Raw genomic sequence first — 21,996 nt, 5'->3', positions numbered from 1 at the left:
ATTAGCTTTTTTCTTGCGTGTCGTCAGCCTGTGGGGCGACGTCCTGCTCTACCACGGTTTCTGCAACAGCTTCAACAACCGCTTCCGGTTCGGCTACCGCTTCGGTAGAGACGGCCAGCGGCTCGCCCAAACGGGTGACGGAGAGGTTTTGCAGATGCTCAACCAGCGTCACTTTGCCCGGCGCAAACAGGTTGATGACCGTTGAGCCCAGCTTAAAGCGGCCCATTTCCTGGCCCTTCAGCAGCGCAACGGAGCCTTCCTGATCGCCCGCCGGGTAGGTCCAGCGTTTGATGATGCCTTCGCGCGGCGGGGTGACGGTGCCGGCCCACACGGTTTCGATGCTGCCAACGATGGTCGCACCCACCAGAATCTGGGCCATCGGGCCGAATTCGGTATCGAACAGGCAGATAACGCGCTCGTTACGCGCAAACAGGTTCGGTACGTTCTGCGCGGTCAGGTGGTTGACGGAGAACAGATCGCCCGGCACGTAGATCATTTCGCGCAGGATACCGTTGCACGGCATGTGGACGCGGTGATAGTCGCGCGGCGACAGATAGGTGGTGGCAAAGGTGCCGTTGCGGAACAGGTCGGCCATGATGTAGTTGCCGGCCAGCAGCGCTTCCAGCGAATAGTTGTGGCCCTTCGCCTGCAAAATTTTGTCGTCTTCAATGGCGCCAAGCTGGCTGATCGCGCCGTCGGCGGGCATCACCAGTACGCTTGGGTCGGTGTTGACCGTGCGGACGTCTTCACGCAGCGGACGAACGAAGAAATCGTTAAAGGTGCGGTAGCTGGCGGTATCCGGCTTCTGCGCCTCTTTCATATCGACCTTGTAGAACTTCACGAACAGATCGATAACCAGTTTGGTCAGCCATCCCGCTCGTTTGCTCGCACCCCAGCCTGCGAGACGCGTAAGCCACAGTTTAGGCAGAATGTATTGCAGTGAAAGTTTAAACGAGTTTAACAAGGTAGCCTCCAGGCCATTATGTGTCGATCCTGATCCAACGCCAGGCGTTGGATCTTTAAAGAAAAGCGGCCGATTCTAGCGAGAGTTGACGCAAATGTCAGTCGGCAAAATCATAGTTCTCAATTATCGATGTCTGAAAAGTTTTTACGCGTTTTTACCTGCGCCATGGTTTCCAGAATGCGGTGATAATTTTCAAAACGCGTCTCGGCGATCTTCCCTTCCTCTACGGCTTCGCGGATGGCGCAGCCTGGGTCGGTGTCGTGTTTACAGTCGCGGTATTTACAGTGGCCGAGATAGTCATGGAATTCGACAAACCCGTTGGTGATTTGTTCCGGATCGAGGTGCCACAGGCCAAATTCACGTACGCCGGGGGAGTCAATCACGTCGCCGCCGTGCGGGAAGTGATACAGGCGCGCCGCGGTGGTGGTGTGCTGGCCCAGACCTGAGACGTCGGATACGTCGTTGGTCAGAATGCGGTCGTCGTTCAGCCCCAGCAGAGCGTTCAGCAGGCTCGATTTTCCGACGCCAGACTGCCCGGCAAAAATACTGATGCGGTTAGTCAGCGCTTCTTCCAACGGTTTCAGGCCATCCTGAGTATGGCTGGACGCCATCAGAACGGTATAGCCAATCTTGCGGTAGATATCCATCTGCTCGTTGACGAACGCCATGCCTTCATCGTCCAGCAGGTCGATTTTGTTCAGCACCAGCAGCGGCTCGACGTTGAGTGTTTCGCAGGCCACCAGATAACGGTCGATAATATTCAGCGACAGCTCCGGCAAAATGGCGGAGACGATGACGATCTGATTGATATTGGCGGCGATCGGCTTCACGCCGTCGTAAAAGTCCGGGCGGGTGAGTACCGAAGTACGCTCGTGAACCGCTTCGACGATCCCTTTTACGTTGACGCCTTCAGCAGCGGCTTTCCCCGGACGCCAGACGACGCGGTCACCGGTGACCAGCGAACGGATAGTGCGGCGGATGTTGCAGCGGTGGGTTTCGCCATCGGCGGACTCCACGTCGGCGTGCATCCCAAAGCGGCTGATGACGATGCCTTCGGCGGCTTCGCCAAACAGATTATCGTCGTAATCGGGCTTCTCCGCGGCTGTTGTCAGGCGGCGCTGGTGGTTAGCCTTAACGCGGCGCTGCTGACCTTTGGAGAGTTTATTTTTACTCAATCGTGCTGACTCCTGGTCGCCCATATCGGGCAAAACCTCTATGATACACGCTAATTAATACTAGTTAACCTACCGCGGCAGGTATGACAAGAAGGGTGGAAAATAGCATGAGTGCAGATGAAAACAACCTGATTTGGATCGATCTGGAGATGACTGGCCTGGATCCCGAGCGCGATCGCATTATTGAAATCGCTACGCTGGTGACCGACGCGCAGCTCAATATCCTGGCGGAAGGGCCAACCATCGCTGTCCATCAGTCTGATGCTCAACTGGCGCTGATGGATGACTGGAACGTGCGTACCCATACCGGCAGCGGCCTGGTGGATCGCGTGAAGGCTAGCACTATGGGCGACCGTGAAGCCGAACTGGCGACGCTGGAGTTCCTCAAGCAGTGGGTTCCGGCGGGCAAATCGCCCATCTGCGGCAACAGCATCGGTCAGGACCGTCGCTTCCTGTTTAAATACATGCCGGAGCTGGAGGCCTACTTCCACTACCGCTATCTGGACGTGAGCACGCTGAAAGAGCTGGCGCGTCGCTGGAAGCCGGAAATTCTGCCGGGCTTTAAAAAGCAGGGCACTCACCAGGCGATGGATGATATTCGCGAGTCGGTGGCGGAGCTGGCCTACTATCGTGAGCATTTTATTCAACTTTAAGGTGAAAACGGGGTGAATCGGCGTTAAAGTAATCAACCTGCCGATTTATCCATCAGTTGAACGAATTTTTTAAAAAATCGCTTCAGGGGGGGTTGCAGGGGGAAAGAATTCTCGTATAATGCGCCTCCCGTAACGAAGCAGAAATGCGAATTACGACAGCAACAAAAATTGCCAGATTTTGCGGGAATAGCTCAGTTGGTAGAGCACGACCTTGCCAAGGTCGGGGTCGCGAGTTCGAGTCTCGTTTCCCGCTCCAAAAATTTGAAAGCAGTAGACGCACCCAAGCGGGAATAGCTCAGTTGGTAGAGCACGACCTTGCCAAGGTCGGGGTCGCGAGTTCGAGTCTCGTTTCCCGCTCCAAAATTTGAAAGCAGTAGACACACCCAAGCGGGAATAGCTCAGTTGGTAGAGCACGACCTTGCCAAGGTCGGGGTCGCGAGTTCGAGTCTCGTTTCCCGCTCCAAATTTTCTTCCAGAATAAAATCACTTCCACAACGCAATCAGCCGTTGAGGTTGTTTTTTTCATTTCCGAAATACTCTTGTAAACAGACTTATCCACAGGCTGTCATCAGCTTCTTCGCCCGCTGATGTGATTAAGATTTTTACAAATAAAATTATCTCATTGATATATATGGAAATATATCATTTCAAAATGTTAGCGAGATCGCTTGACGAACTTTGGCGTGTTGAAACGCAATGTCTTTTTATTTTTACTCACAGGCTGTGAATAGATTACGCGTCGCGCGGCAGACCTTTTTCCACCACCCTTACCAGACGCTGTTTCTTCGGTAGCTGGACCTCTATCGCTCCCTCATTACGACGCGCAATTTGCTGCGCAATCGCCCATGTTATGTGCTCATCGAGAAGTGGGTGCTCACCTCGGCGACTCTCCAGCGCGTTAAGCGCGGCTTCGCTCCACGGGGCGTTGCCCAGTGCGACGGCAATATTGCGCAGCCAGCGCAGGTGGCCGATACGCCGAATAGCGGAACCTTCGGTCACTTTGAGAAAATGGGCTTCACTCCAGGCGAACAGTTCAACCAGCTCAGGGGCGTGAAGCGCCTTGCGCGGGCTGAAGTCAGCTTCGTCGGTAAGCTGTGAGAAGCGGTTCCATGGGCAGATTAGCTGACAGTCGTCACAGCCGTAAATACGATTGCCCAATAGTGGACGAAATTCTTCCGGGATCGCGCCTTCCAGTTCAATGGTCAGGTAAGAGATGCAGCGGCGAGCGTCGACGGTATAAGGCTCAACGATCGCCCCGGTGGGGCAGATGGTCATACAGGCCACGCAGCGCCCGCACTCTTCGGCCACCGGCTGGTCGACGGGCAGCGGAATATCCACCAACAGTTCACCAAGGAAAAAGAACGATCCGGCGTCGCGGTTGAGGATAAGTGAGTGCTTACCTGTCCAGCCGATGCCCGCTTTTTCCGCTAATGGGCGCTCAAGAACAGGCGCCGAGTCGACAAACGGTCTAAAATTCAGCGAGACGCACTGTTCCTGAATCATTTCGCCGAGCTTTTTAAGGCGGTTACGCAACAGCTTATGATAATCACGCCCCAGGGCATAACGGCTGACGTAACCGAGTTCGGGGTTTTTCAGCGTGCGGGCAAAGGCTGCATTGGCGGGAAGGTAGTTCATGCGAACGCTAATCACCCGGAGCGTTCCGGGTTGCAGTTCGTGCGGGCGAGCGCGCATCATTCCGTGCCGCGCCATCCATTCCATCTCGCCGTGGTATTGTTTATCCAGCCATGCCTGCAGTTTGGGCTCGGAGGCGCTGAGATCGGTATCGGTGATGCCGACCTGCTGAAAGCCCAGTTCAGTGCCCCACAGTTTGATTTGTTGCGCTAATTGATTGAGATCGAGGGGCTGTGACATGACGGACCATACATTGACAAGAAACCCCCAAAGTATACCACACTCCATTTGGCCTGCGGATGCGCTGCGTCGCGCCGAAAAAACGGCGGCAGCGGATCTCGGCATCTCCCTTTATGAACTCATGCAACGCGCCGGTCAGGCGGCGTTTGAGGTGGCCCGCGCGGCGTATCCCGACTCTCGCCACTGGCTGATGCTTTGCGGCCATGGTAATAACGGCGGCGACGGCTACGTGGTCGCGCGCCTGGCACAGGCGGCGGGGATTCGTGTCACGCTGCTGGCGCAGGATAGCGAAAAACCGCTGCCGGACGAGGCGCACGCCGCCCGCGAGGCCTGGCTGGAAGCGGGCGGCGTTATCCACGCGGCGGATATCCCGTGGCCAGAGGATACCGATCTGATTATCGATGGCTTACTGGGTACCGGGCTGCAAAATGCGCCACGTGACCCCATCGCAGGCCTGATAGCGCAAGCGAATTGTTTCCCGGCGCCGATTATCGCGCTGGATATTCCCTCCGGGCTTAACGCCCAGACCGGTGCGACGCCGGGTGTGGTGATTAATGCTGCGCACACCATCACGTTTATTGCTCTGAAACCGGGGCTATTGACCGGTAAAGCGCGCGATGTGGTCGGCACGCTGCACCATCATGCGCTGGGATTAGACTCCTGGCTGGCTGAGCACCCCACCACCATTCGCCGCCTGGATGCCTCGCAACTGGCGCAGTGGCTGACGCCGCGTCGTCCTACTTCGCACAAAGGCGATCACGGTCGTCTGGTGCTGATCGGCGGCGACCACGGCACCGCCGGGGCCATCCGCATGGCCGGTGAGGCGGCGCTGCGGGCGGGGGCTGGCCTGGTGCGTGTACTCACCCGTGCGGAAAACGTCGGGCCGATTATCACCGCTCGCCCAGAACTGATGGTGCATGAGCTGACGCCGCAGCTGCTTGATGAAAGCCTGGAATGGGCTGATGTGGTGGTGATTGGCCCCGGCTTGGGTCAGGCTGAGTGGGGCAAACAGGCGCTGCGCAAAGTGGAAAACATCCGTAAACCGACGCTTTGGGACGCCGACGCTTTGAACCTGCTGGCATTCAATCCGGATAAACGTCACAATCGCGTGATCACGCCGCACCCCGGCGAGGCCGCGCGTTTGCTCAACTGCCGGGTGGCAGAAATTGAGAGCGATCGCTTACTTTCTGCGCAACGTCTGGTACAACGGTACGGTGGCGTCGTGGTGCTGAAAGGCGCGGGGACGGTGGTGGCTGATGAACACGGCTCGCTCAGTATTATTGACGCCGGAAATGCCGGTATGGCCAGCGGTGGCATGGGCGATGTGCTTTCGGGCATTATTGGCGCATTGCTGGGGCAGGCCTTATCGCCGTATGATGCTGCGTGCGCGGGGTGTATCGCCCACGGCGCGGCGGCAGACAAGCTGGCTGCGCGCTATGGTACCCGCGGAATGCTGGCGACCGATCTCTTTTCCACGCTACGGCGTGTTGTTAACCCGGATGTGATTGACGTAGACCATGATTAATCGAGTGATTCCTTTACCTGACGAGCAGGCAACCCTGGACCTTGGCAACCGAGTGGCGCAGGCCTGCGTCGGCGCAACGGTCATCTATCTGTACGGCGATTTAGGCGCGGGGAAAACCACCTTCAGCCGCGGATTCCTGCAGGCGTTGGGGCATAACGGCAACGTCAAAAGCCCGACCTATACGCTGGTTGAACCGTACCAGCTCGATAACCTGATGGTTTACCATTTTGATCTTTACCGCCTTGCGGATCCCGAGGAGCTCGAATTTATGGGGATCCGCGATTATTTTGCTAACGATGCCATCTGCCTGGTGGAATGGCCGCAACAGGGCGCTGGTGTTCTGCCCGAGCCGGATATCGAAATACACTTAGATTACCAGGCGCAAGGGCGTGAGGCGCGCATTGCCGCGGTCTCCTCATTAGGTGAGTCTCTGCTGGCGCGGTTGGCCGGTTAATTTAAGGGATCCCAGGATGATTTTTCGCGCAAAAGGGTGGTTGATGGCGGCGCTGATGCTGGTGGGCGCACCGGCAATGGCGGCGAGCTTGTCCGATATTCAGGTAGCGAATAGTGAAACGCAGGCGCGGATCACCTTCAGCTTTATGGGCGACCCGGAATATAACTTTAGCCAGGATGACAAACGCAGCGTGGTGCTTGATATCAAGCAAACGGGCGTGATTCAAGGCTTGCCGCTGCGCTTTAGCGGCAACAACCTGGTGAAGGCGATCCGTTCCGGCACGCCGAAAGACGATCAGTCGCTGCGGCTGGTGGTCGATCTCACCGAAAACGGCAAAACCCGTGCGGTGAAGCAGCAAAACGGCGCGAATTACACCGTGGTGTTTACCATCAACGCCGACGTTCCACCGCCTCCACCGCCGCCTGTCGTCGCGAAGCGCGTGGAAACGCCAGTCGTCACGCCGGCACCGGTACCAAGCCAGCCCGCGCGCAACCCGTTTAGCGGCAACAGCAGCAATAGCGGCAGCAGCTTCAGCACGGAACGTCAGCCGGCGATTGCCAGCAATACCACGCCGGCACCGCGTCCGGCGGCCCGTGCGCGCAGCGTTTCCGGTGATAAAGTGATCATCGCGATCGACGCCGGTCACGGCGGCCAGGATCCGGGGGCGATTGGCCCTGGCGGTACGCGCGAGAAGAATGTCACCATCGCTATTGCCCGAAAACTCAGAGCGTTGCTCAACGACGATCCGATGTTTAAAGGCGTGTTGACTCGCGACGGCGACTATTTTATTTCGGTGATGGGCCGCTCCGACGTGGCACGTAAGCAGAACGCCTCCTTCCTGGTATCCATTCACGCGGACGCCGCGCCAAACCGCGACGCTACCGGCGCGTCAGTCTGGGTGCTCTCTAACCGTCGCGCCAACAGCGAGATGGCGGGCTGGCTCGAACAGCATGAGAAACAGTCTGAGCTGCTGGGCGGCGCGGGCGACGTGCTGGCAAACAGCCAGGCCGATCCGTATCTGAGCCAGGCGGTGCTGGATCTGCAATTCGGCCATTCCCAGCGTGTAGGGTATGATGTGGCGACCAACGTCATCAGCCAGCTGCAGCGCGTCGGTAATCTGCATAAGCGTCGTCCTGAACACGCCAGCCTCGGTGTGCTGCGTTCGCCGGATATCCCGTCGATCCTGGTTGAGACCGGCTTTATCAGTAACAGCAGCGAAGAGCGCCTGCTGGACAGCGACGACTATCAGCAGAAAATTGCTGAAGCCATTTATAACGGTTTACGTAACTATTTTACGGCGCATCCGATACAATCCGGCCCTCGTGACGAACAGTCGCAGACCGCCAGCGCCGCATCATCCAACAGGACGCTTGTTAACTAAGGAGTTTTCATGCCGATTCAGGTTTTACCGCCGCAGCTTGCGAACCAGATTGCCGCGGGTGAAGTGGTTGAGCGGCCTGCCTCGGTAGTGAAAGAACTGGTGGAGAACAGTCTCGATGCGGGGGCAACCCGCATCGATATTGATATCGAACGCGGTGGAGCAAAGCTTATTCGCATCCGCGATAACGGCTGCGGTATTAAGAAAGATGAGCTGGCGCTGGCGCTGGCGCGTCATGCGACCAGCAAAATTGCCTCGCTTGACGATCTGGAAGCGATCATCAGCCTCGGTTTTCGCGGCGAAGCGCTGGCGAGTATCAGTTCGGTCTCGCGGCTGACGCTGACCTCGCGCACTGAACAGCAGCAGGAAGCCTGGCAGGCGTACGCGGAAGGCCGCGACCAGGACGTCACCGTTAAACCGGCTGCCCATCCGGTCGGCACGACGCTGGAAGTGCTGGATCTCTTCTACAACACACCCGCGCGGCGCAAGTTTATGCGCACCGAAAAAACCGAATTCAATCATATCGATGAGATCATTCGCCGCATTGCGCTGGCGCGCTTCGATGTGAGCTTCAACCTGACCCACAATGGCAAAATGATTCGCCAGTATCGCGCGGTAACAGAAGGGGCGCCGAAAGAACGCCGTCTGGGAGCCATTTGCGGCGTACCGTTCCTGGAACAGGCGCTGGCGATTGAGTGGCAGCACGGCGACCTGGCGATGCACGGCTGGGTGGCCGACCCGAAACACACTACCGCCGCGCTGTCTGAGATTCAGTATTGCTACGTTAATGGTCGCATGATGCGCGACCGGCTGATTAACCACGCCATTCGACAGGCCTGTGAAGACAAGCTCGGCGCAGATCAGCAGCCGGCGTTTGTGCTGTATCTGGAGATTGATCCGCACCAGGTGGATGTGAACGTCCATCCGGCTAAACACGAGGTGCGTTTCCACCAGTCGCGTCTGGTGCATGACTTTATCTATCAAGGCGTGTTGAGCGTGCTGCAACAACAGCTGGACGCGCCGTTGCCCTTAGCGGAAGACGATGAACCTGCCCCGCGCGCGCTGCCGGAAAACCGCGTCGCGGCTGGGCGTAATCAGTTTGCCGAACCGGCGGTGGCGCGCGAGCCGGAAGCGCCGCGCTATCAACCCGCTTCCGGTGGTAGCCGTAGCGGCGGCGCCAGCTGGCCGAACGCGCAGCCGGGCTACCAGAAACAGCAGGGGGCACTCTATCGCCAACTGCTGGATACGCCGGTAAATCGCCCGGAACCAGCGAAACCCGTGGCTGAAAACCTGGCGGGGCACAGCCAAAGTTTTGGCCGTGTGCTGGCTATCATTGATGAGCGCTGCGCGCTGCTGGAGCGTGACGGTAAGCTTAATCTGCTGTCGTTACCGGTCGCAGAACGCTGGCTGCGTCAGGCGCAACTCACTCCCGGCGGGGCCACCATTTGCGCCCAGCCGTTGCTCATTCCTCTGCGCCTGAAAGCGTCAGAGAACGAGCGGAAAACCCTGGAAAATGTGCGGGAAATGCTGGGCCAGTTGGGCATCGAAATCCTGCTGGAAGGGCAGCACGTCACGATTCGCGCCGTGCCTTTACCCTTACGACAACAAAATTTACAAATCTTGATTCCTGAACTGATAGGCTACCTGGTGGAGAAAACTCAGGTTGATGCCGGTAACGTGGCGCAGTGGTTGGCCCGTCATCTGGCAAGCGACCACGCGCAGTGGAATACCGCGCAGGCCATCGCGATGCTGGCTGACGTTGAACGTCTTTGCCCGCAGCTGGTCAAAGCTCCGCCGGGTGGTTTGTTACAACCCGTTGATTTAGATTCTGCGATGAACGCCCTGAGACATGAGTGACGTAACCGAGGCGAGCCTGCCTAAGGCAATTTTTTTGATGGGGCCGACTGCCTCGGGCAAAACGGCGTTAGCCATTGAGCTGCGTAAAGTTTTGCCAGTAGAGTTGATTAGTGTGGATTCCGCCCTCATCTATCGAGGAATGGATATCGGTACTGCAAAGCCGAGCGCGGAAGAGCAGCTTGCTGCCCCGCACCGGTTGATGGATATCCTTGACCCTGCGCAGGCCTATTCGGCGGCGGATTTTCGTCGTGATGCGCTGGCGCAGATGGCCGAGATCACTGCCGCAGGGAAAATTCCGCTGCTGGTCGGTGGAACAATGTTGTATTTCAAGGCGTTGCTTGAAGGTTTATCACCGCTGCCCTCGGCTGACCCGGAAGTCCGGGCCCGCATTGAGCAGCAGGCAGCAGAGCGAGGATGGGGAGCGCTGCACCAGCAGCTACGGGAAATTGACCCCGTTGCCGCCGAGCGCATTCATCCGAATGATCCGCAAAGACTTTCCCGAGCACTGGAAGTTTTTTTCATTTCGGGTAAAACTTTAACGGAGCTGACGCAAACGTCAGGAGACGCTCTGCCCTACAAGGTGCATCAGTTCGCCATCGCCCCGGCGAGCCGTGAACTGCTCCATCAGCGCATTGAGCAGCGTTTTCATCAGATGTTGGCTTCGGGTTTTGAAGCAGAAGTGCGGGCGCTATTTGCCCGTGGAGATTTGCATACGGACATGCCTTCCATTCGTTGTGTGGGATATCGCCAGATGTGGTCATACCTTGAAGGCGAAATTACCTATGATGAAATGGTTTATAGAGGAGTTTGTGCCACGAGACAGCTAGCCAAGCGCCAGGTGACATGGTTACGCGGTTGGGAAGGGGTTCACTGGTTAGATAGTGAACAGCCGGAGCAGGCGTTTAACCAACTATTACAGGTAGTGGGTGCTAGTGTAGACTGAATGTGTACAATTGAGTCGTATCGTGCGCAATTTTCGGAATCGTAAGGTTCATACGCAACATCGTTCGGGCTGTATCAAAGCAGATAACGCAGAAGCGGCTTGAGGGATGGCGTGTATAAGTACAAATAAGCATATAAGGAAAAGAGAGAATGGCTAAGGGGCAATCTTTACAAGATCCGTTCCTGAACGCACTGCGTCGGGAACGTGTTCCAGTTTCTATTTATTTGGTGAATGGTATTAAGCTGCAAGGGCAAATTGAGTCTTTCGATCAGTTCGTGATCCTGTTGAAAAACACGGTCAGCCAGATGGTCTATAAGCACGCAATTTCTACCGTTGTTCCGTCCCGTCCGGTTTCCCATCACAGCAACAATGCTGGCGGCGGCACCGGTAGCAACTACCATCACGGTAGCAACGCGCAGGGTTCTGCACAGCAAGACAGCGAAGAAACCGAATAAGGTTGATGGCTGTTAATCCATGTCGGGGAGCCAGCATGTCTGGGTTCCCCGCTGGTATTTCAGGAGATATAACGCTTGTTTGACCGTTATGACGCCGGTGAGCAGGCGGTGCTGGTACACATCTATTTTACGCAAGACAAAGATATGGAAGACCTCCAGGAGTTTGAATCTCTGGTCTCTTCCGCCGGTGTCGAAGCAATGCAGGTGATTACTGGTAGCCGTAAAGCGCCGCACCCAAAATATTTTGTTGGTGAAGGTAAGGCTGTCGAGATTGCGGAAGCCGTCAAAGCGACAGGTGCTTCCGTTGTGCTGTTCGATCACGCACTAAGCCCAGCACAGGAGCGTAACCTTGAGGCCCTGTGTCAATGCCGGGTTATCGACCGTACCGGTCTGATCTTAGATATTTTTGCTCAGCGTGCGCGTACCCATGAAGGTAAGCTGCAAGTTGAGCTGGCGCAGCTGCGCCATCTGGCCACGCGCCTGGTGCGCGGCTGGACGCACCTTGAAAGACAAAAAGGCGGTATCGGTTTGCGTGGCCCGGGTGAAACCCAGCTCGAAACCGACCGTCGTTTGCTGCGTAACCGCATTATGCAAATCCTCTCGCGCATTGAGCGCGTGGAGAAACAGCGCGAGCAGGGGCGACGCTCGCGCGTGAAGGCCGATGTTCCGACGGTATCGCTGGTGGGATACACCAACGCCGGGAAATCGACGCTGTTTAACCACATCACGCAGGCAGAGGTCTACGCCGCTGACCAGCTGTTTGCCACCCTTGATCCGACGCTGCGTCGCATAGACGTGACGGATGTGGGTGAGACGGTGCTGGCCGATACCGTAGGCTTTATTCGCCACCTGCCACATGACCTGGTGGCGGCATTTAAGGCCACATTGCAGGAAACGCGCGAAGCCACGCTGCTGCTGCATGTGATTGACGCCGCGGACGTTCGTGTGCAGGAAAACATCGATGCGGTAAATACCGTTCTCGAAGAGATCGACGCGCACGAGATTCCGACCCTGCTGGTGATGAATAAGATCGATATGCTCGACGATTTTGAGCCGCGTATCGACCGTGATGAAGAGAACAAACCTATCCGGGTGTGGCTGTCTGCACAAACCGGGGTAGGGATACCACTCCTTTTTCAGGCGTTGACCGAACGACTGGCCGGCGAAGTGGCGCAGCATACGTTGCGTTTACCTCCGCAGGAAGGGCGTTTGCGTAGTCGCTTTTATCAGCTTCAGGCAATCGAAAAAGAGTGGATGGAGGAAGATGGCTGCGTCAATCTGCAGGTTCGTATGCCGATTGTCGACTGGCGTCGCCTCTGTAAACAAGAACCGACACTGGCAGACTACGTCGTCTGACCGTGCAGCTTGCCTGAAAACATTAGCCCTTTGGGCACCCAGCGGTTCAGGTCGCCTCAGCGCGACCGCGACAACCAGGACGGCGTCGCGGTTATCAGCCAAATGATCTGGACTGGGAAAAGGTATATCACCGCATAACAAATATGGAGCATAAACATGGCGTGGAATCAGCCCGGTAATAACGGACAAGACCGCGACCCGTGGGGAAGCAGCAATAACCAAGGCGGCAACTCCGGGGGGAATGGAAATAAAGGCGGTCGCGATCAGGGGCCGCCGGATTTGGATGATATCTTCCGTAAGCTGAGCAAGAAGCTCGGTGGTTTTGGGGGCGGTAAGGGCGGTTCCGGCAGCGGCTCGTCTCAGGGGCCACGCAGCCCGATGGGCGGACGCATTGTCGGTATCGCGGCAGCTGCCGTGGTCGTCATTTGGGCGGCCAGCGGGTTCTATACCATTAAAGAAGCCGAGCGCGGTGTTGTAACGCGCTTTGGTAAGTTCAGCCACCTGGTTGAGCCGGGTCTGAACTGGAAGCCGACCTTCATCGATGAAGTGACACCGGTGAACGTGGAAGCCGTACGCGAACTGGCCGCGTCTGGCGTGATGCTGACTTCCGATGAAAACGTCGTGCGCGTCGAAATGAACGTGCAGTACCGTGTGACCGATCCGCAGCGCTATCTGTTTAGCGTGACCAGCGCCGACGACAGTCTGCGCCAGGCCACCGACAGCGCCCTGCGTGGCGTCATCGGTAAATACACCATGGACCGTATCCTGACCGAAGGTCGTACCGTTATTCGTAGCGATACCCAGCGCGAGCTGGAAGAGACCATTCGTCCGTACAACATGGGTATTACCCTGCTGGACGTCAACTTCCAGGCCGCTCGTCCGCCGGAAGAAGTGAAGTCTTCCTTCGATGATGCGATTGCCGCACGTGAGAACGAGCAGCAGTACATCCGTGAAGCTGAAGCGTACACCAACGAAGTTCAGCCGCGTGCTAACGGTCAGGCGCAGCGTATTCTGGAAGAAGCGCGTGCGTATAAGACTCAGACCGTGCTGGAAGCACAGGGTGAAGTGGCTCGCTTTGCCAAGATCCTGCCGGAATATAAAGCTGCTCCGCAGATTACCCGCGAGCGTCTGTATATCGAGACCATGGAGAAAGTGCTGAGCCATACCCGCAAAGTGCTGGTTAGCGACAACAAGAACGGCAACCTGATGGTGCTGCCGCTGGATCAGATGCTGAAAGGCGGCAACGCCCCAGCAGCAAAGAGCGATAGCAGTGGTGCGAATAACCTGTTGCGCCTGCCGCCTGCGTCCTCTTCCAGCAGTAGCGCGAGCAACACCTCGTCTGCCAGTCAGGGCAATATCATGGACCAACGCCGCGCCAACGCGCAGCGTAACGACTACCAGCGTCAGGGGGAATAACGATGCGTAAGTCAGTTATTGCGATTATCATCATCGTGCTGGTAGTGCTGTACACCTCTATCTTCGTGGTTAAAGAAGGCGAGCGCGGAATTAAGTTCCAGTTCAGCAGCGTGGTGCGCGACAGCGATAAGAAACCGTTGATTTATGAGCCGGGCCTGCACTTTAAGGTGCCGTTCATTCAGTCGGTGAAAATGCTGGACGCGCGTATCCAGACCATGGATAACCAGGCCGATCGTTTCGTGACCAAAGAGAAGAAAGACCTGATCGTCGATTCCTACATCAAGTGGCGCATCAGCGACTTTAGCCGTTACTTCCTGGCGACCGGCGGCGGCGACGTCTCCCAGGCCGAAGTGCTGCTGAAGCGTAAGTTCTCTGACCGTCTGCGTTCTGAAATTGGTCGTCTGGACGTGAAAGACATCGTTACCGACTCCCGCGGCCGTCTGACCCTGGAAGTTCGCGATGCCCTGAACTCCGGTTCTTCCGGTGCGGAAGATGAAGTGGCCACTCCGGCAGCCGATAGCGCGATTGCGGAAGCCGCAGAGCGCGTTGAGCAGCAGGCGAACATCAAAGGGCCAACCATTAACCCGAACAGTATGGCGGCGTTAGGTATTGAAGTGGTCGATGTGCGTATCAAGCAGATCAACCTGCCGACCGAAGTGTCTGAAGCTATCTACAACCGTATGCGTGCCGAGCGTGAAGCCGTTGCTCGTCGTCACCGTTCTCAGGGTCAGGAAGAGGCAGAAAAACTGCGCGCTACCGCCGACTATGAAGTGACGAAGACGCTGGCAGAAGCGGAGCGTCAGGGTCGTATCCTGCGAGGTGAAGGCGATGCCGAAGCAGCTAAGCTGTTCGCTGATGCCTTCAGCCAGGACCCGGACTTCTACGCCTTTATCCGTAGCCTGCGTGCTTACGAGAAGAGCTTCGACAGCAATCAGGACGTGATGGTGCTGAGCCCGGATAGCGATTTCTTCCGCTATATGAAAAACCCGGGTACCACCGCTCGCTAAGCGCGCGGTCGCCTGAATAAAACCACCGCCTCCTTCGGGAGTCGGTGGTTTTCTTTTATAAGGATGAAAAATGAATTCCACAATCTGGCTGGCGCTTGCGCTGGTGTTAGTTCTCGAGGGCCTCGGTCCGATGCTCTATCCGAAAGCATGGCGTAAGATGATTTCTACGATGACCCAATTACCGGATACGATGTTACGTCGATTTGGCGGCGGTCTTGTGGTTGCTGGCGTGGTGATCTACTACATGTTGACGAAAACGATTGGCTGATTAAAAAGCCAGCGCCAAAGTGCCATTTTGTGGTGAAAAAGTGCTGTATATCTGAAAAAGCGATGGTAGAATCCATTTTTAAGCAATGGGTGATTTTGAAAAATGGGTAACAACGTCGTCGTACTGGGCACCCAATGGGGTGACGAAGGTAAAGGGAAGATCGTCGATCTTCTGACTGAGCGTGCAAAATATGTTGTTCGCTATCAGGGTGGCCACAACGCAGGCCATACTCTCGTAATCAACGGTGAAAAAACCGTCCTCCATCTTATTCCATCAGGTATTCTCCGCGAGAATGTAACCAGCATCATCGGTAACGGTGTTGTGCTTTCTCCGGCTGCGCTGATGAAAGAGATGAAAGGCCTGGAAGACCGTGGTATCCCGGTTCGCGAACGTCTGCTGCTTTCCGAAGCATGCCCGTTAATCCTCGACTATCACGTCGCACTGGATAACGCTCGCGAAAAAGCGCGTGGCTCCAAAGCTATCGGTACGACCGGTCGTGGTATCGGCCCGGCTTACGAAGATAAAGTGGCTCGTCGCGGTCTGCGCGTGGGCGATCTCTTCGATAAAGCGACTTTCGCCGACAAACTGAAAGAAGTGATGGAATATCACAACTTCCAGCTGGTGAACTTCTATAAAGTTGACGCAGTTGACTACCAGAAAGTACTGGACGACGTGATGGCGGTTGCCGACATCCTGACCAGCATGGTGGTTGACGTTTCTGACCTGCTGGACCAGGCGCGTAAACGCGGTGACTTCGTGATGTTCGAAGGCGCGCAGGGTACGCTGCTGGATATCGACCACGGTACCTATCCGTACGTAACCTCTTCCAACACCACCGCAGGTGGCGTAGCAACCGGTTCTGGCCTTGGCCCGCGCTATGTTGACTACGTACTGGGTATCATCAAAGCGTACTCCACTCGCGTGGGTGCCGGTCCGTTCCCGACCGAACTGTTTGATGAAACCGGTGAATTCCTGTGCAAGCAGGGTAACGAATTCGGCGCTACCACCGGCCGTCGTCGTCGTACCGGCTGGCTGGACGCGGTTGCCGTACGTCGTGCTGTGCAGATCAACTCGCTGTCTGGCTTCTGCCTGACCAAGCTGGATGTTCTGGACGGCCTGAAAGAAGTGAAGATCTGCGTGGGCTACCGCATGCCGGATGGCCGCGAAGTGACCACCACCCCGCTGGCGGCGGATGATTGGGAAGGTATCGAGCCAATCTACGAAACCATGCCGGGCTGGTCTGAAACCACCTTTGGTGTGAAGGAACGTAGTGGCCTGCCGCAGGCAGCGCTGAACTACATCAAGCGTATTGAAGAACTGACCGGCGTGCCGATTGATATTATTTCAACTGGCCCAGACCGTACTGAAACCATGATTCTGCGCGACCCGTTTGACGCGTAATTTTGGTTCATGGTGCAGCGCCTGATGGCGCTGCGCTTATCAGGCCTACTCGCTTTATAGGCCGGATAAGACGCAAAGCGTCGTCATCCGGCTTAATCGTGCGTTAAACCCTCGCTTTTTTCCTTCCCGAAAGAAATAAATTAGCGGCTCACAGGCTGGCTGGTTTATCATCAATATAATTAATATCAACAGGCTCATCCTGTTTTTCCCCTTTTCCCTGAGGTTGATGTGCAGTTAACAAGTTTTACCGATTATGGACTACGCGCGCTGATTTACATGGCATCGCTGCCGGAAGGCAATATGACCAGCATCTCGGAGGTAACCGAGGTCTACGGCGTGTCGCGTAACCATATGGTTAAAATTATCAATCAGCTGAGCCGCGCCGGGTACGTGACGGCGGTGCGCGGGAAAAATGGCGGTATCCGGCTGGGTAAACCGGCTAAGGATATTCGCGTGGGGGACGTGGTGCGCGAACTCGAACCACTGTCGTTGGTGAACTGCAGTAGCGAGTTTTGCCACATTACGCCTGCCTGTCGTTTGAAACAGGCGTTATCTCAAGCCGTGCAAAGTTTTCTCAAGGAGCTGGATAACTACACACTGGCCGATTTGGTTGAACACAATCAACCGCTATACAAATTATTGCTGGTGGAGTGACGAATATCTTCACCAGAGATGACAACGGAGGAACCGAGATGTCACAAGATCCTTTCCAGCAACGCGAAGCTGAAAAATACGCTAATCCTATCCCTAGCCGGGAATTTATCCTCGAACATTTAACAAAACGTGAAAAACCGGCTAATCGTGAAGAACTGGCCGCAGAGCTGAATATTGAAGGCGAAGAGCAAATCGAAGCGCTTCGCCGCCGCCTGCGCGCGATGGAGCGTGACGGGCAACTGGTCTTCACCCGCCGCCAGTGCTACGCGCTGCCGGAACGCCTGGACCTGCTAAAAGGCATGGTTATCGGCCATCGCGATGGTTATGGCTTCCTGCGCGTCGAAGGACGCAAGGATGACCTGTACCTGTCGAGTGAGCAGATGAAAATGTGCATGCACGGCGATGAAGTGCTGGCGCAGCCGCTGGGTGCGGACCGTAAAGGTCGCCGCGAAGCACGCATCGTTCGCGTGCTGGTGCCGCGTAACGCACAGATTGTTGGCCGCTACTTTACCGACGCGGGCGTCGGCTTTGTGGTTCCGGACGACAGCCGTCTGAGCTTTGATATCCTTATCCCGCCAGAGTCGCTAATGGGTGCGCGTATGGGCTTTGTGGTGGTGGTTGAACTGACCCAGCGCCCAACCCGTCGTACCAAAGCGATCGGCAAAATCGTCGAAGTGCTTGGCGATAACATGGGGACCGGCGTGGCCGTTGAAATGGCGCTGCGCACCCATGAAATTCCTTATGTCTGGCCGCCAGCGGTAGAAGCGCAGGTAGCAGGATTAAAAGAAGAAGTGCCGGAAGAGGCCAAAATTGGCCGCGTTGATCTGCGTGATTTACCGCTGGTCACCATCGATGGCGAAGACGCCCGCGACTTTGACGATGCGGTCTACTGTGAGAAAAAACGCGGCGGCGGCTGGCGTTTGTGGGTAGCGATTGCTGACGTAAGCTACTACGTTCGTCCTCCGACACCGCTGGACAACGAGGCCCGCAGCCGCGGGACGTCGGTGTACTTCCCCACGCAGGTCGTCCCGATGCTGCCAGAAGTGCTCTCCAACGGTCTGTGTTCGCTGAACCCGCAGGTTGACCGTTTATGTATGGTCTGTGAAATGACCGTCTCAAACAAAGGGCGTTTAACCGGCTTTAAATTCTATGAAGCGGTGATGAGCTCGCATGCGCGTCTGACTTATACCAAAGTCTGGCACATGCTGCAGGGCGATCAGGAACTGCGCGAACAGTACGCGCCGCTGGTCAAACACATTGAAGAGCTGCATAACCTCTACAAAGTGCTGGATCAAGCGCGTGCCGAGCGCGGCGGGATCTCGTTTGAAAGCGAAGAAGCGAAGTTTATCTTCAACGCCGATCGTCGTATCGAACGTATTGAACAGACCCAGCGTAACGATGCGCACAAGCTGATTGAAGAGTGCATGATCCTGGCCAACATCTCGGCGGCGCGTTTCGTTGAGAAAGCCAAAGAGCCTGCGCTGTTCCGTATTCACGACAAGCCAACGACTGAAGCGATCACCGCGTTCCGTTCCGTGCTCTCTGAACTGGGCCTCGAATTGCCGGGTGGCAACAAACCGGAGCCGCGCGACTACGCTGAGCTGCTGGAATCCGTTGCCGACAGACCGGATGCCGAAATGCTGCAAACCATGCTGCTGCGTTCGATGAAGCAAGCGATTTACGATCCGGAAAATCGCGGTCACTTCGGCCTGGCGCTGCAATCCTATGCGCACTTTACCTCGCCGATTCGTCGTTATCCTGACCTGTCGCTGCACCGCGCCATCAAGTATCTGCTGGCGAAAGAGCAGGGGCATAAGGGCAATAGCACCGAGACCGGCGGCTACCACTATTCCATGGAAGAGATGCTGCAACTCGGCCAGCACTGTTCGATGACCGAACGCCGCGCTGATGAAGCGACCCGTGACGTTTCCGACTGGCTGAAATGCGACTTTATGCAGGATCAGGTGGGCAATGTCTTTAACGGCGTGATTGCCAGCGTCACCGGCTTTGGCTTCTTCGTCCGTCTGGATGAGCTGTTTATCGATGGCCTGGTGCATGTCTCCTCGCTCGATAACGACTACTATCGCTTTGACCAGGTTGGCCAGCGTCTGATCGGTGAATCCGGCGGCCAGACTTATCGCCTTGGCGACCGTGTAGAAGTTCGCGTCGAAGCGGTGAATATGGACGAGCGCAAAATCGACTTCTCGCTGATCTCCAGCGAGCGCGGCCCGCGCAACGTTGGTAAAACCGCACGAGAAAAATCGAAGAAAGAAGCGGGTGGCAAACCGGGCGGTAAACGCCGTCAGGTTGGCAAGCGCGTGAACTTCGAACCGGACAGCGCCTTCCGCGGCGAGAAGAAAGGTAAGGCGAAAGCGAAACCTGCTTCCAGCGAAAAGGGGGCGGCGAAGAAGGCCAAAAAGCCTTCGGCGAAGACGCAGAAGATAGCCGCCGCCACTAAAGCGAAGCGGGCGGCGAAGAAGAAAATAGCAGAGTAATGCTTTCAATACCCCTCTCCTTTGGTGAGGGGTATTTTATTAGCGAGCAGTAAGTAAGGATACGTCAGGGAGACAATGACAGTGAGTCACTACCTTGAGATACCCCATCTTGCGCGTGAGTTTCCGTTTCGGCGCTTTGTCCATAAAGGTGAAGTACTGGCTTATCCCCACTGGCATAAAATGGTGGAGATAATCTATGTCACCCGCGGTGTGCTTCATCTTGGCGTCAACGATATTCCGATCGTGATGCGTGCAGGCGAGATTCAGTTTATCAATGCCGGAGACACGCATTACTTTCTGGCATCACCCAATAGTGAGAGAATTGTTGTCCAGTTTGACGCCTTTCTTTTTCATGGTGATGAAGCCCTGCAACTCGACGGCCAGCCAGGTCTGCGACATCGGTTATCAACAATGTGTACCCACAGCCAGCAATGGCCATCCGCGACAACGTTAGCGATGCAGAATCTGCTGCTGGCGATTAATCGGGAGGATGAAGAACGGACCGTTGGCTACAAGTATGTGATTAAGGCCCGGCTGTTGGAGATGATTGCTTTGATTTACCGGGAGGTGCCGATAAGCCAGCATCACCCAGCGCGCCCCCTGAATGCCACAGCGGCCTTTAAATCAGAAAAGACTCTGGCCCGGCTGGATCGCATATTCTCCTACGTTGAACATCATTATCATGAATCTCTAACTTTGGATGATATAGCCAAATTTATGGGATTTAACGTCTGCTATTTTACCCGTTTCTTTAAAAACAATACCGGTACCACATTTATTCGTTTTTTACATAATTACCGCCTGAATAGAGCCAAGTGGTTGTTACTCAATGAAGATATTTCTATCTCGGAAGTGGCGGAACGCGTTGGTTTTACTAGCGTAAAAAATTTTCATCACGTTTTTAAACAGGATACGGGTGTCGCGCCGCGCCAATATAAAAAGTCAATATCCGGGATAAAATGAGCTAAAAGCCGGGACGAATTAGTCTCCGTTGTTTTGTACCATGTTAGTGTACATAAATTAAACGGAGGTTACCGGAGTATGATCCGAATCGGTATTATTGGCTGCGGTGGTATTGCAAATGGTAAACATCTTCCCTCGCTCGCCCAGCTTCCCGATGTTGAAATCGTGGCGTTTTGTGATATTGAAATTGAACGCGCGCAGAAAGCCCAACAAGAATATGGCGCGGAGGGCGCTCAGGTCTATATTGACTATCGTGAACTGCTGGCCGATAAAAATATTGATGTTATTCATGTCTGCACGCCAAATATTTCGCATTCATCTATTTCTATTGCCGCACTGGAAGCCGGTAAGCACGTGATGTGCGAAAAGCCGATGGCAAAAACCGCGGCCGAAGCTCAGGCAATGGTGGATGCGGCGTTGCGTACCGGAAAAAAGCTAACCGTGGGTTACCAGAACCGCTTTCGTAAAGACTCCCGTTATTTGCATCGGGTATGCGAAAACGGTGAACTGGGAGAGATTTACTACGCAAAAGCCAAAGCTATTCGCCGCCGTGCGGTACCCACATGGGGCGTTTTTCTGGACGAAGAAGCGCAGGGCGGCGGCCCGCTGATTGATATTGGCACCCATGCGTTGGACCTGACGCTGTGGATGATGAACAATTACCGGCCCAAATATGTCGTGGGCAATACCTACCATAAATTGTCCTCAATGAAAGATGCCGCTAATGCCTGGGGGCCCTGGGATCCGCAGAAGTTCACCGTCGAAGACTCGGCGTTCGGTTTTATCACCATGGAAGACGGTGCGACGATCGTTCTGGAGTCGAGTTGGGCGCTTAATACGTTGGATACCGGTGAAGCAAAAACCTCACTTTCAGGCACCAGAGGGGGGGCGGATATGCAGGACGGTTTACGGATTAATGGCGAAGCCTATGGCGCGACGTTTGAAAAACAGATTCAACTGGGTAGCGATGGCGTTGACTTTTACGATGCCGCCGATGATGACCCCGCGTTGTTGGAGGCCCAGGCCTGGATTGACGCCGTACGTCACGACAGCCCGTTAGTGGTGACGCCGCAGCAGGCGCTGGTGGTGACGCAAATTCTCGAAGCCATCTACCAATCTGCCGAAACGGGGCAGCCGGTCTATTTTTCGTAGAGGGGAGG

19 protein-coding genes and 3 tRNA genes are annotated in these 21,996 nt (G+C 55.7%); 19 read left to right on the top strand and 3 right to left on the bottom strand.

The window, feature by feature from the left end:
• Position 1: 1 nt before the first annotated feature.
• Both asd and rsgA read right to left on the bottom strand, forming a co-directional pair.
• Positions 2 to 964 (bottom strand): archaetidylserine decarboxylase, encoded by a 963-nt coding sequence (gene asd, locus K7B04_RS02825; RefSeq protein WP_167577065.1) that lies wholly within the window; start codon positions 962 to 964, stop codon positions 2 to 4.
• A gap of 119 nt (positions 965 to 1,083) precedes the next feature.
• On the bottom strand, positions 1,084 to 2,139 hold the full coding sequence (gene rsgA / locus K7B04_RS02820) for a small ribosomal subunit biogenesis GTPase RsgA (protein WP_191091013.1): 1,056 nt from the start codon (positions 2,137 to 2,139) through the stop codon (positions 1,084 to 1,086).
• A 107-nt stretch (positions 2,140 to 2,246) separates the two neighbouring features.
• Between rsgA and orn the strand changes: the two genes are divergently transcribed.
• From orn to K7B04_RS02800, 4 genes are all read left to right on the top strand, one after another.
• On the top strand, positions 2,247 to 2,792 hold the full coding sequence (orn, locus tag K7B04_RS02815) for an oligoribonuclease (RefSeq protein ID WP_223803457.1): 546 nt from the start codon (positions 2,247 to 2,249) through the stop codon (positions 2,790 to 2,792).
• A gap of 180 nt (positions 2,793 to 2,972) precedes the next feature.
• Positions 2,973 to 3,048 (top strand) — tRNA-Gly (locus K7B04_RS02810).
• 28 nt (positions 3,049 to 3,076) lie between these two features.
• A tRNA-Gly gene (locus K7B04_RS02805) sits at positions 3,077 to 3,152 on the top strand.
• 27 nt (positions 3,153 to 3,179) lie between these two features.
• Positions 3,180 to 3,255: transfer RNA gene (locus K7B04_RS02800), tRNA-Gly, on the top strand.
• Positions 3,256 to 3,524: 269 nt separating this feature from the next.
• Here the strand turns inward: K7B04_RS02800 and queG are convergent.
• Positions 3,525 to 4,664, bottom strand: coding sequence for a tRNA epoxyqueuosine(34) reductase QueG (queG, locus tag K7B04_RS02795; RefSeq protein WP_163445870.1), 1,140 nt, complete (start codon positions 4,662 to 4,664; stop codon positions 3,525 to 3,527).
• Here queG and nnr point away from each other — a divergent pair.
• The 15 genes from nnr to K7B04_RS02720 all read left to right on the top strand — a co-directional run bounded on the left by nnr (position 4,663) and on the right by K7B04_RS02720 (position 21,988).
• Positions 4,663 to 6,189 (top strand): bifunctional ADP-dependent NAD(P)H-hydrate dehydratase/NAD(P)H-hydrate epimerase, encoded by a 1,527-nt coding sequence (gene nnr / locus K7B04_RS02790; RefSeq protein WP_223803456.1) that lies wholly within the window; start codon positions 4,663 to 4,665, stop codon positions 6,187 to 6,189. The two genes, queG and nnr, sit on opposite strands and share 2 nt — an antisense overlap.
• Positions 6,182 to 6,643 (top strand): tRNA (adenosine(37)-N6)-threonylcarbamoyltransferase complex ATPase subunit type 1 TsaE, encoded by a 462-nt coding sequence (gene tsaE, locus K7B04_RS02785; RefSeq protein ID WP_163445868.1) that lies wholly within the window; start codon positions 6,182 to 6,184, stop codon positions 6,641 to 6,643. The genes nnr and tsaE overlap by 8 nt, the downstream gene beginning before the upstream one ends.
• 16 nt (positions 6,644 to 6,659) lie before the next feature.
• A complete protein-coding gene (gene amiB / locus K7B04_RS02780; protein WP_223803455.1) occupies positions 6,660 to 8,024 on the top strand; it encodes an N-acetylmuramoyl-L-alanine amidase AmiB in 1,365 nt (454 codons plus the stop codon).
• A gap of 9 nt (positions 8,025 to 8,033) precedes the next feature.
• Positions 8,034 to 9,878, top strand: a complete 1,845-nt coding sequence (gene mutL, locus K7B04_RS02775; protein WP_223803454.1) for a DNA mismatch repair endonuclease MutL — start codon at positions 8,034 to 8,036, stop codon at positions 9,876 to 9,878.
• Positions 9,871 to 10,821: a tRNA (adenosine(37)-N6)-dimethylallyltransferase MiaA gene (gene miaA / locus K7B04_RS02770; protein WP_064546853.1), complete on the top strand. Its 951-nt coding sequence runs from the start codon at positions 9,871 to 9,873 to the stop codon at positions 10,819 to 10,821. Before mutL ends, miaA begins: the two co-directional genes overlap by 8 nt.
• 149 nt (positions 10,822 to 10,970) lie before the next feature.
• Entirely contained in the window at positions 10,971 to 11,276 is a 306-nt protein-coding gene (hfq, locus tag K7B04_RS02765) for an RNA chaperone Hfq (RefSeq protein WP_052284691.1), read from the top strand.
• Between the two features lie 75 nt (positions 11,277 to 11,351).
• Positions 11,352 to 12,632, top strand: coding sequence for a ribosome rescue GTPase HflX (hflX, locus tag K7B04_RS02760; RefSeq protein ID WP_163445865.1), 1,281 nt, complete (start codon positions 11,352 to 11,354; stop codon positions 12,630 to 12,632).
• Positions 12,633 to 12,788: 156 nt separating this feature from the next.
• On the top strand, positions 12,789 to 14,048 hold the full coding sequence (gene hflK, locus K7B04_RS02755) for an FtsH protease activity modulator HflK (protein WP_163445864.1): 1,260 nt from the start codon (positions 12,789 to 12,791) through the stop codon (positions 14,046 to 14,048).
• A gap of 2 nt (positions 14,049 to 14,050) precedes the next feature.
• Positions 14,051 to 15,055, top strand: a complete 1,005-nt coding sequence (hflC, locus tag K7B04_RS02750) for a protease modulator HflC (protein WP_064546859.1) — start codon at positions 14,051 to 14,053, stop codon at positions 15,053 to 15,055.
• A gap of 70 nt (positions 15,056 to 15,125) precedes the next feature.
• A complete protein-coding gene (locus tag K7B04_RS02745) occupies positions 15,126 to 15,323 on the top strand; it encodes a DUF2065 family protein (protein ID WP_064546860.1) in 198 nt (65 codons plus the stop codon).
• A 102-nt stretch (positions 15,324 to 15,425) separates the two neighbouring features.
• Positions 15,426 to 16,724 carry an adenylosuccinate synthase gene (locus K7B04_RS02740; RefSeq protein WP_163445863.1) on the top strand — a complete coding sequence of 433 codons (1,299 nt, stop codon included), beginning with the start codon at positions 15,426 to 15,428 and terminating at the stop codon, positions 16,722 to 16,724.
• Between the two features lie 228 nt (positions 16,725 to 16,952).
• A complete protein-coding gene (gene nsrR / locus K7B04_RS02735) occupies positions 16,953 to 17,378 on the top strand; it encodes a nitric oxide-sensing transcriptional repressor NsrR (protein WP_064546863.1) in 426 nt (141 codons plus the stop codon).
• 38 nt (positions 17,379 to 17,416) lie between these two features.
• Positions 17,417 to 19,873, top strand: coding sequence for a ribonuclease R (gene rnr, locus K7B04_RS02730; protein WP_167577061.1), 2,457 nt, complete (start codon positions 17,417 to 17,419; stop codon positions 19,871 to 19,873).
• 75 nt (positions 19,874 to 19,948) lie between these two features.
• Positions 19,949 to 20,836: an AraC family transcriptional regulator gene (locus tag K7B04_RS02725; RefSeq protein WP_223803453.1), complete on the top strand. Its 888-nt coding sequence runs from the start codon at positions 19,949 to 19,951 to the stop codon at positions 20,834 to 20,836.
• 78 nt (positions 20,837 to 20,914) lie between these two features.
• Positions 20,915 to 21,988: a Gfo/Idh/MocA family oxidoreductase gene (locus tag K7B04_RS02720; protein ID WP_167577059.1), complete on the top strand. Its 1,074-nt coding sequence runs from the start codon at positions 20,915 to 20,917 to the stop codon at positions 21,986 to 21,988.
• Positions 21,989 to 21,996 lie beyond the last annotated feature (8 nt).

The organism is Kluyvera sp. CRP (assembly GCF_019930565.1).
In the GTDB taxonomy this organism is placed as follows: Bacteria; Pseudomonadota; Gammaproteobacteria; order Enterobacterales; family Enterobacteriaceae; genus Kluyvera; species Kluyvera georgiana_A.
The sequence above is the reverse complement of the archived record's forward strand: the minus strand, read 5'-3'. Positions and strand labels throughout refer to the sequence as shown.

Coding starts and splice junctions, on each gene's coding strand:
- orn (WP_223803457.1), top strand. CDS start 2,247: ATGAGTGCAGATGAAAACAACCTGATTTGGATCGATCTGGAGATGACT.
- nnr (WP_223803456.1), top strand. CDS start 4,663: ATGACGGACCATACATTGACAAGAAACCCCCAAAGTATACCACACTCC.
- queG (WP_163445870.1), bottom strand. CDS start 4,664: ATGTCACAGCCCCTCGATCTCAATCAATTAGCGCAACAAATCAAACTG.
- tsaE (WP_163445868.1), top strand. CDS start 6,182: ATGATTAATCGAGTGATTCCTTTACCTGACGAGCAGGCAACCCTGGAC.
- amiB (WP_223803455.1), top strand. CDS start 6,660: ATGATTTTTCGCGCAAAAGGGTGGTTGATGGCGGCGCTGATGCTGGTG.
- mutL (WP_223803454.1), top strand. CDS start 8,034: ATGCCGATTCAGGTTTTACCGCCGCAGCTTGCGAACCAGATTGCCGCG.
- miaA (WP_064546853.1), top strand. CDS start 9,871: ATGAGTGACGTAACCGAGGCGAGCCTGCCTAAGGCAATTTTTTTGATG.
- hfq (WP_052284691.1), top strand. CDS start 10,971: ATGGCTAAGGGGCAATCTTTACAAGATCCGTTCCTGAACGCACTGCGT.
- hflK (WP_163445864.1), top strand. CDS start 12,789: ATGGCGTGGAATCAGCCCGGTAATAACGGACAAGACCGCGACCCGTGG.
- hflC (WP_064546859.1), top strand. CDS start 14,051: ATGCGTAAGTCAGTTATTGCGATTATCATCATCGTGCTGGTAGTGCTG.
- K7B04_RS02745 (WP_064546860.1), top strand. CDS start 15,126: ATGAATTCCACAATCTGGCTGGCGCTTGCGCTGGTGTTAGTTCTCGAG.
- K7B04_RS02740 (WP_163445863.1), top strand. CDS start 15,426: ATGGGTAACAACGTCGTCGTACTGGGCACCCAATGGGGTGACGAAGGT.
- rnr (WP_167577061.1), top strand. CDS start 17,417: ATGTCACAAGATCCTTTCCAGCAACGCGAAGCTGAAAAATACGCTAAT.
- K7B04_RS02725 (WP_223803453.1), top strand. CDS start 19,949: ATGACAGTGAGTCACTACCTTGAGATACCCCATCTTGCGCGTGAGTTT.
- K7B04_RS02720 (WP_167577059.1), top strand. CDS start 20,915: ATGATCCGAATCGGTATTATTGGCTGCGGTGGTATTGCAAATGGTAAA.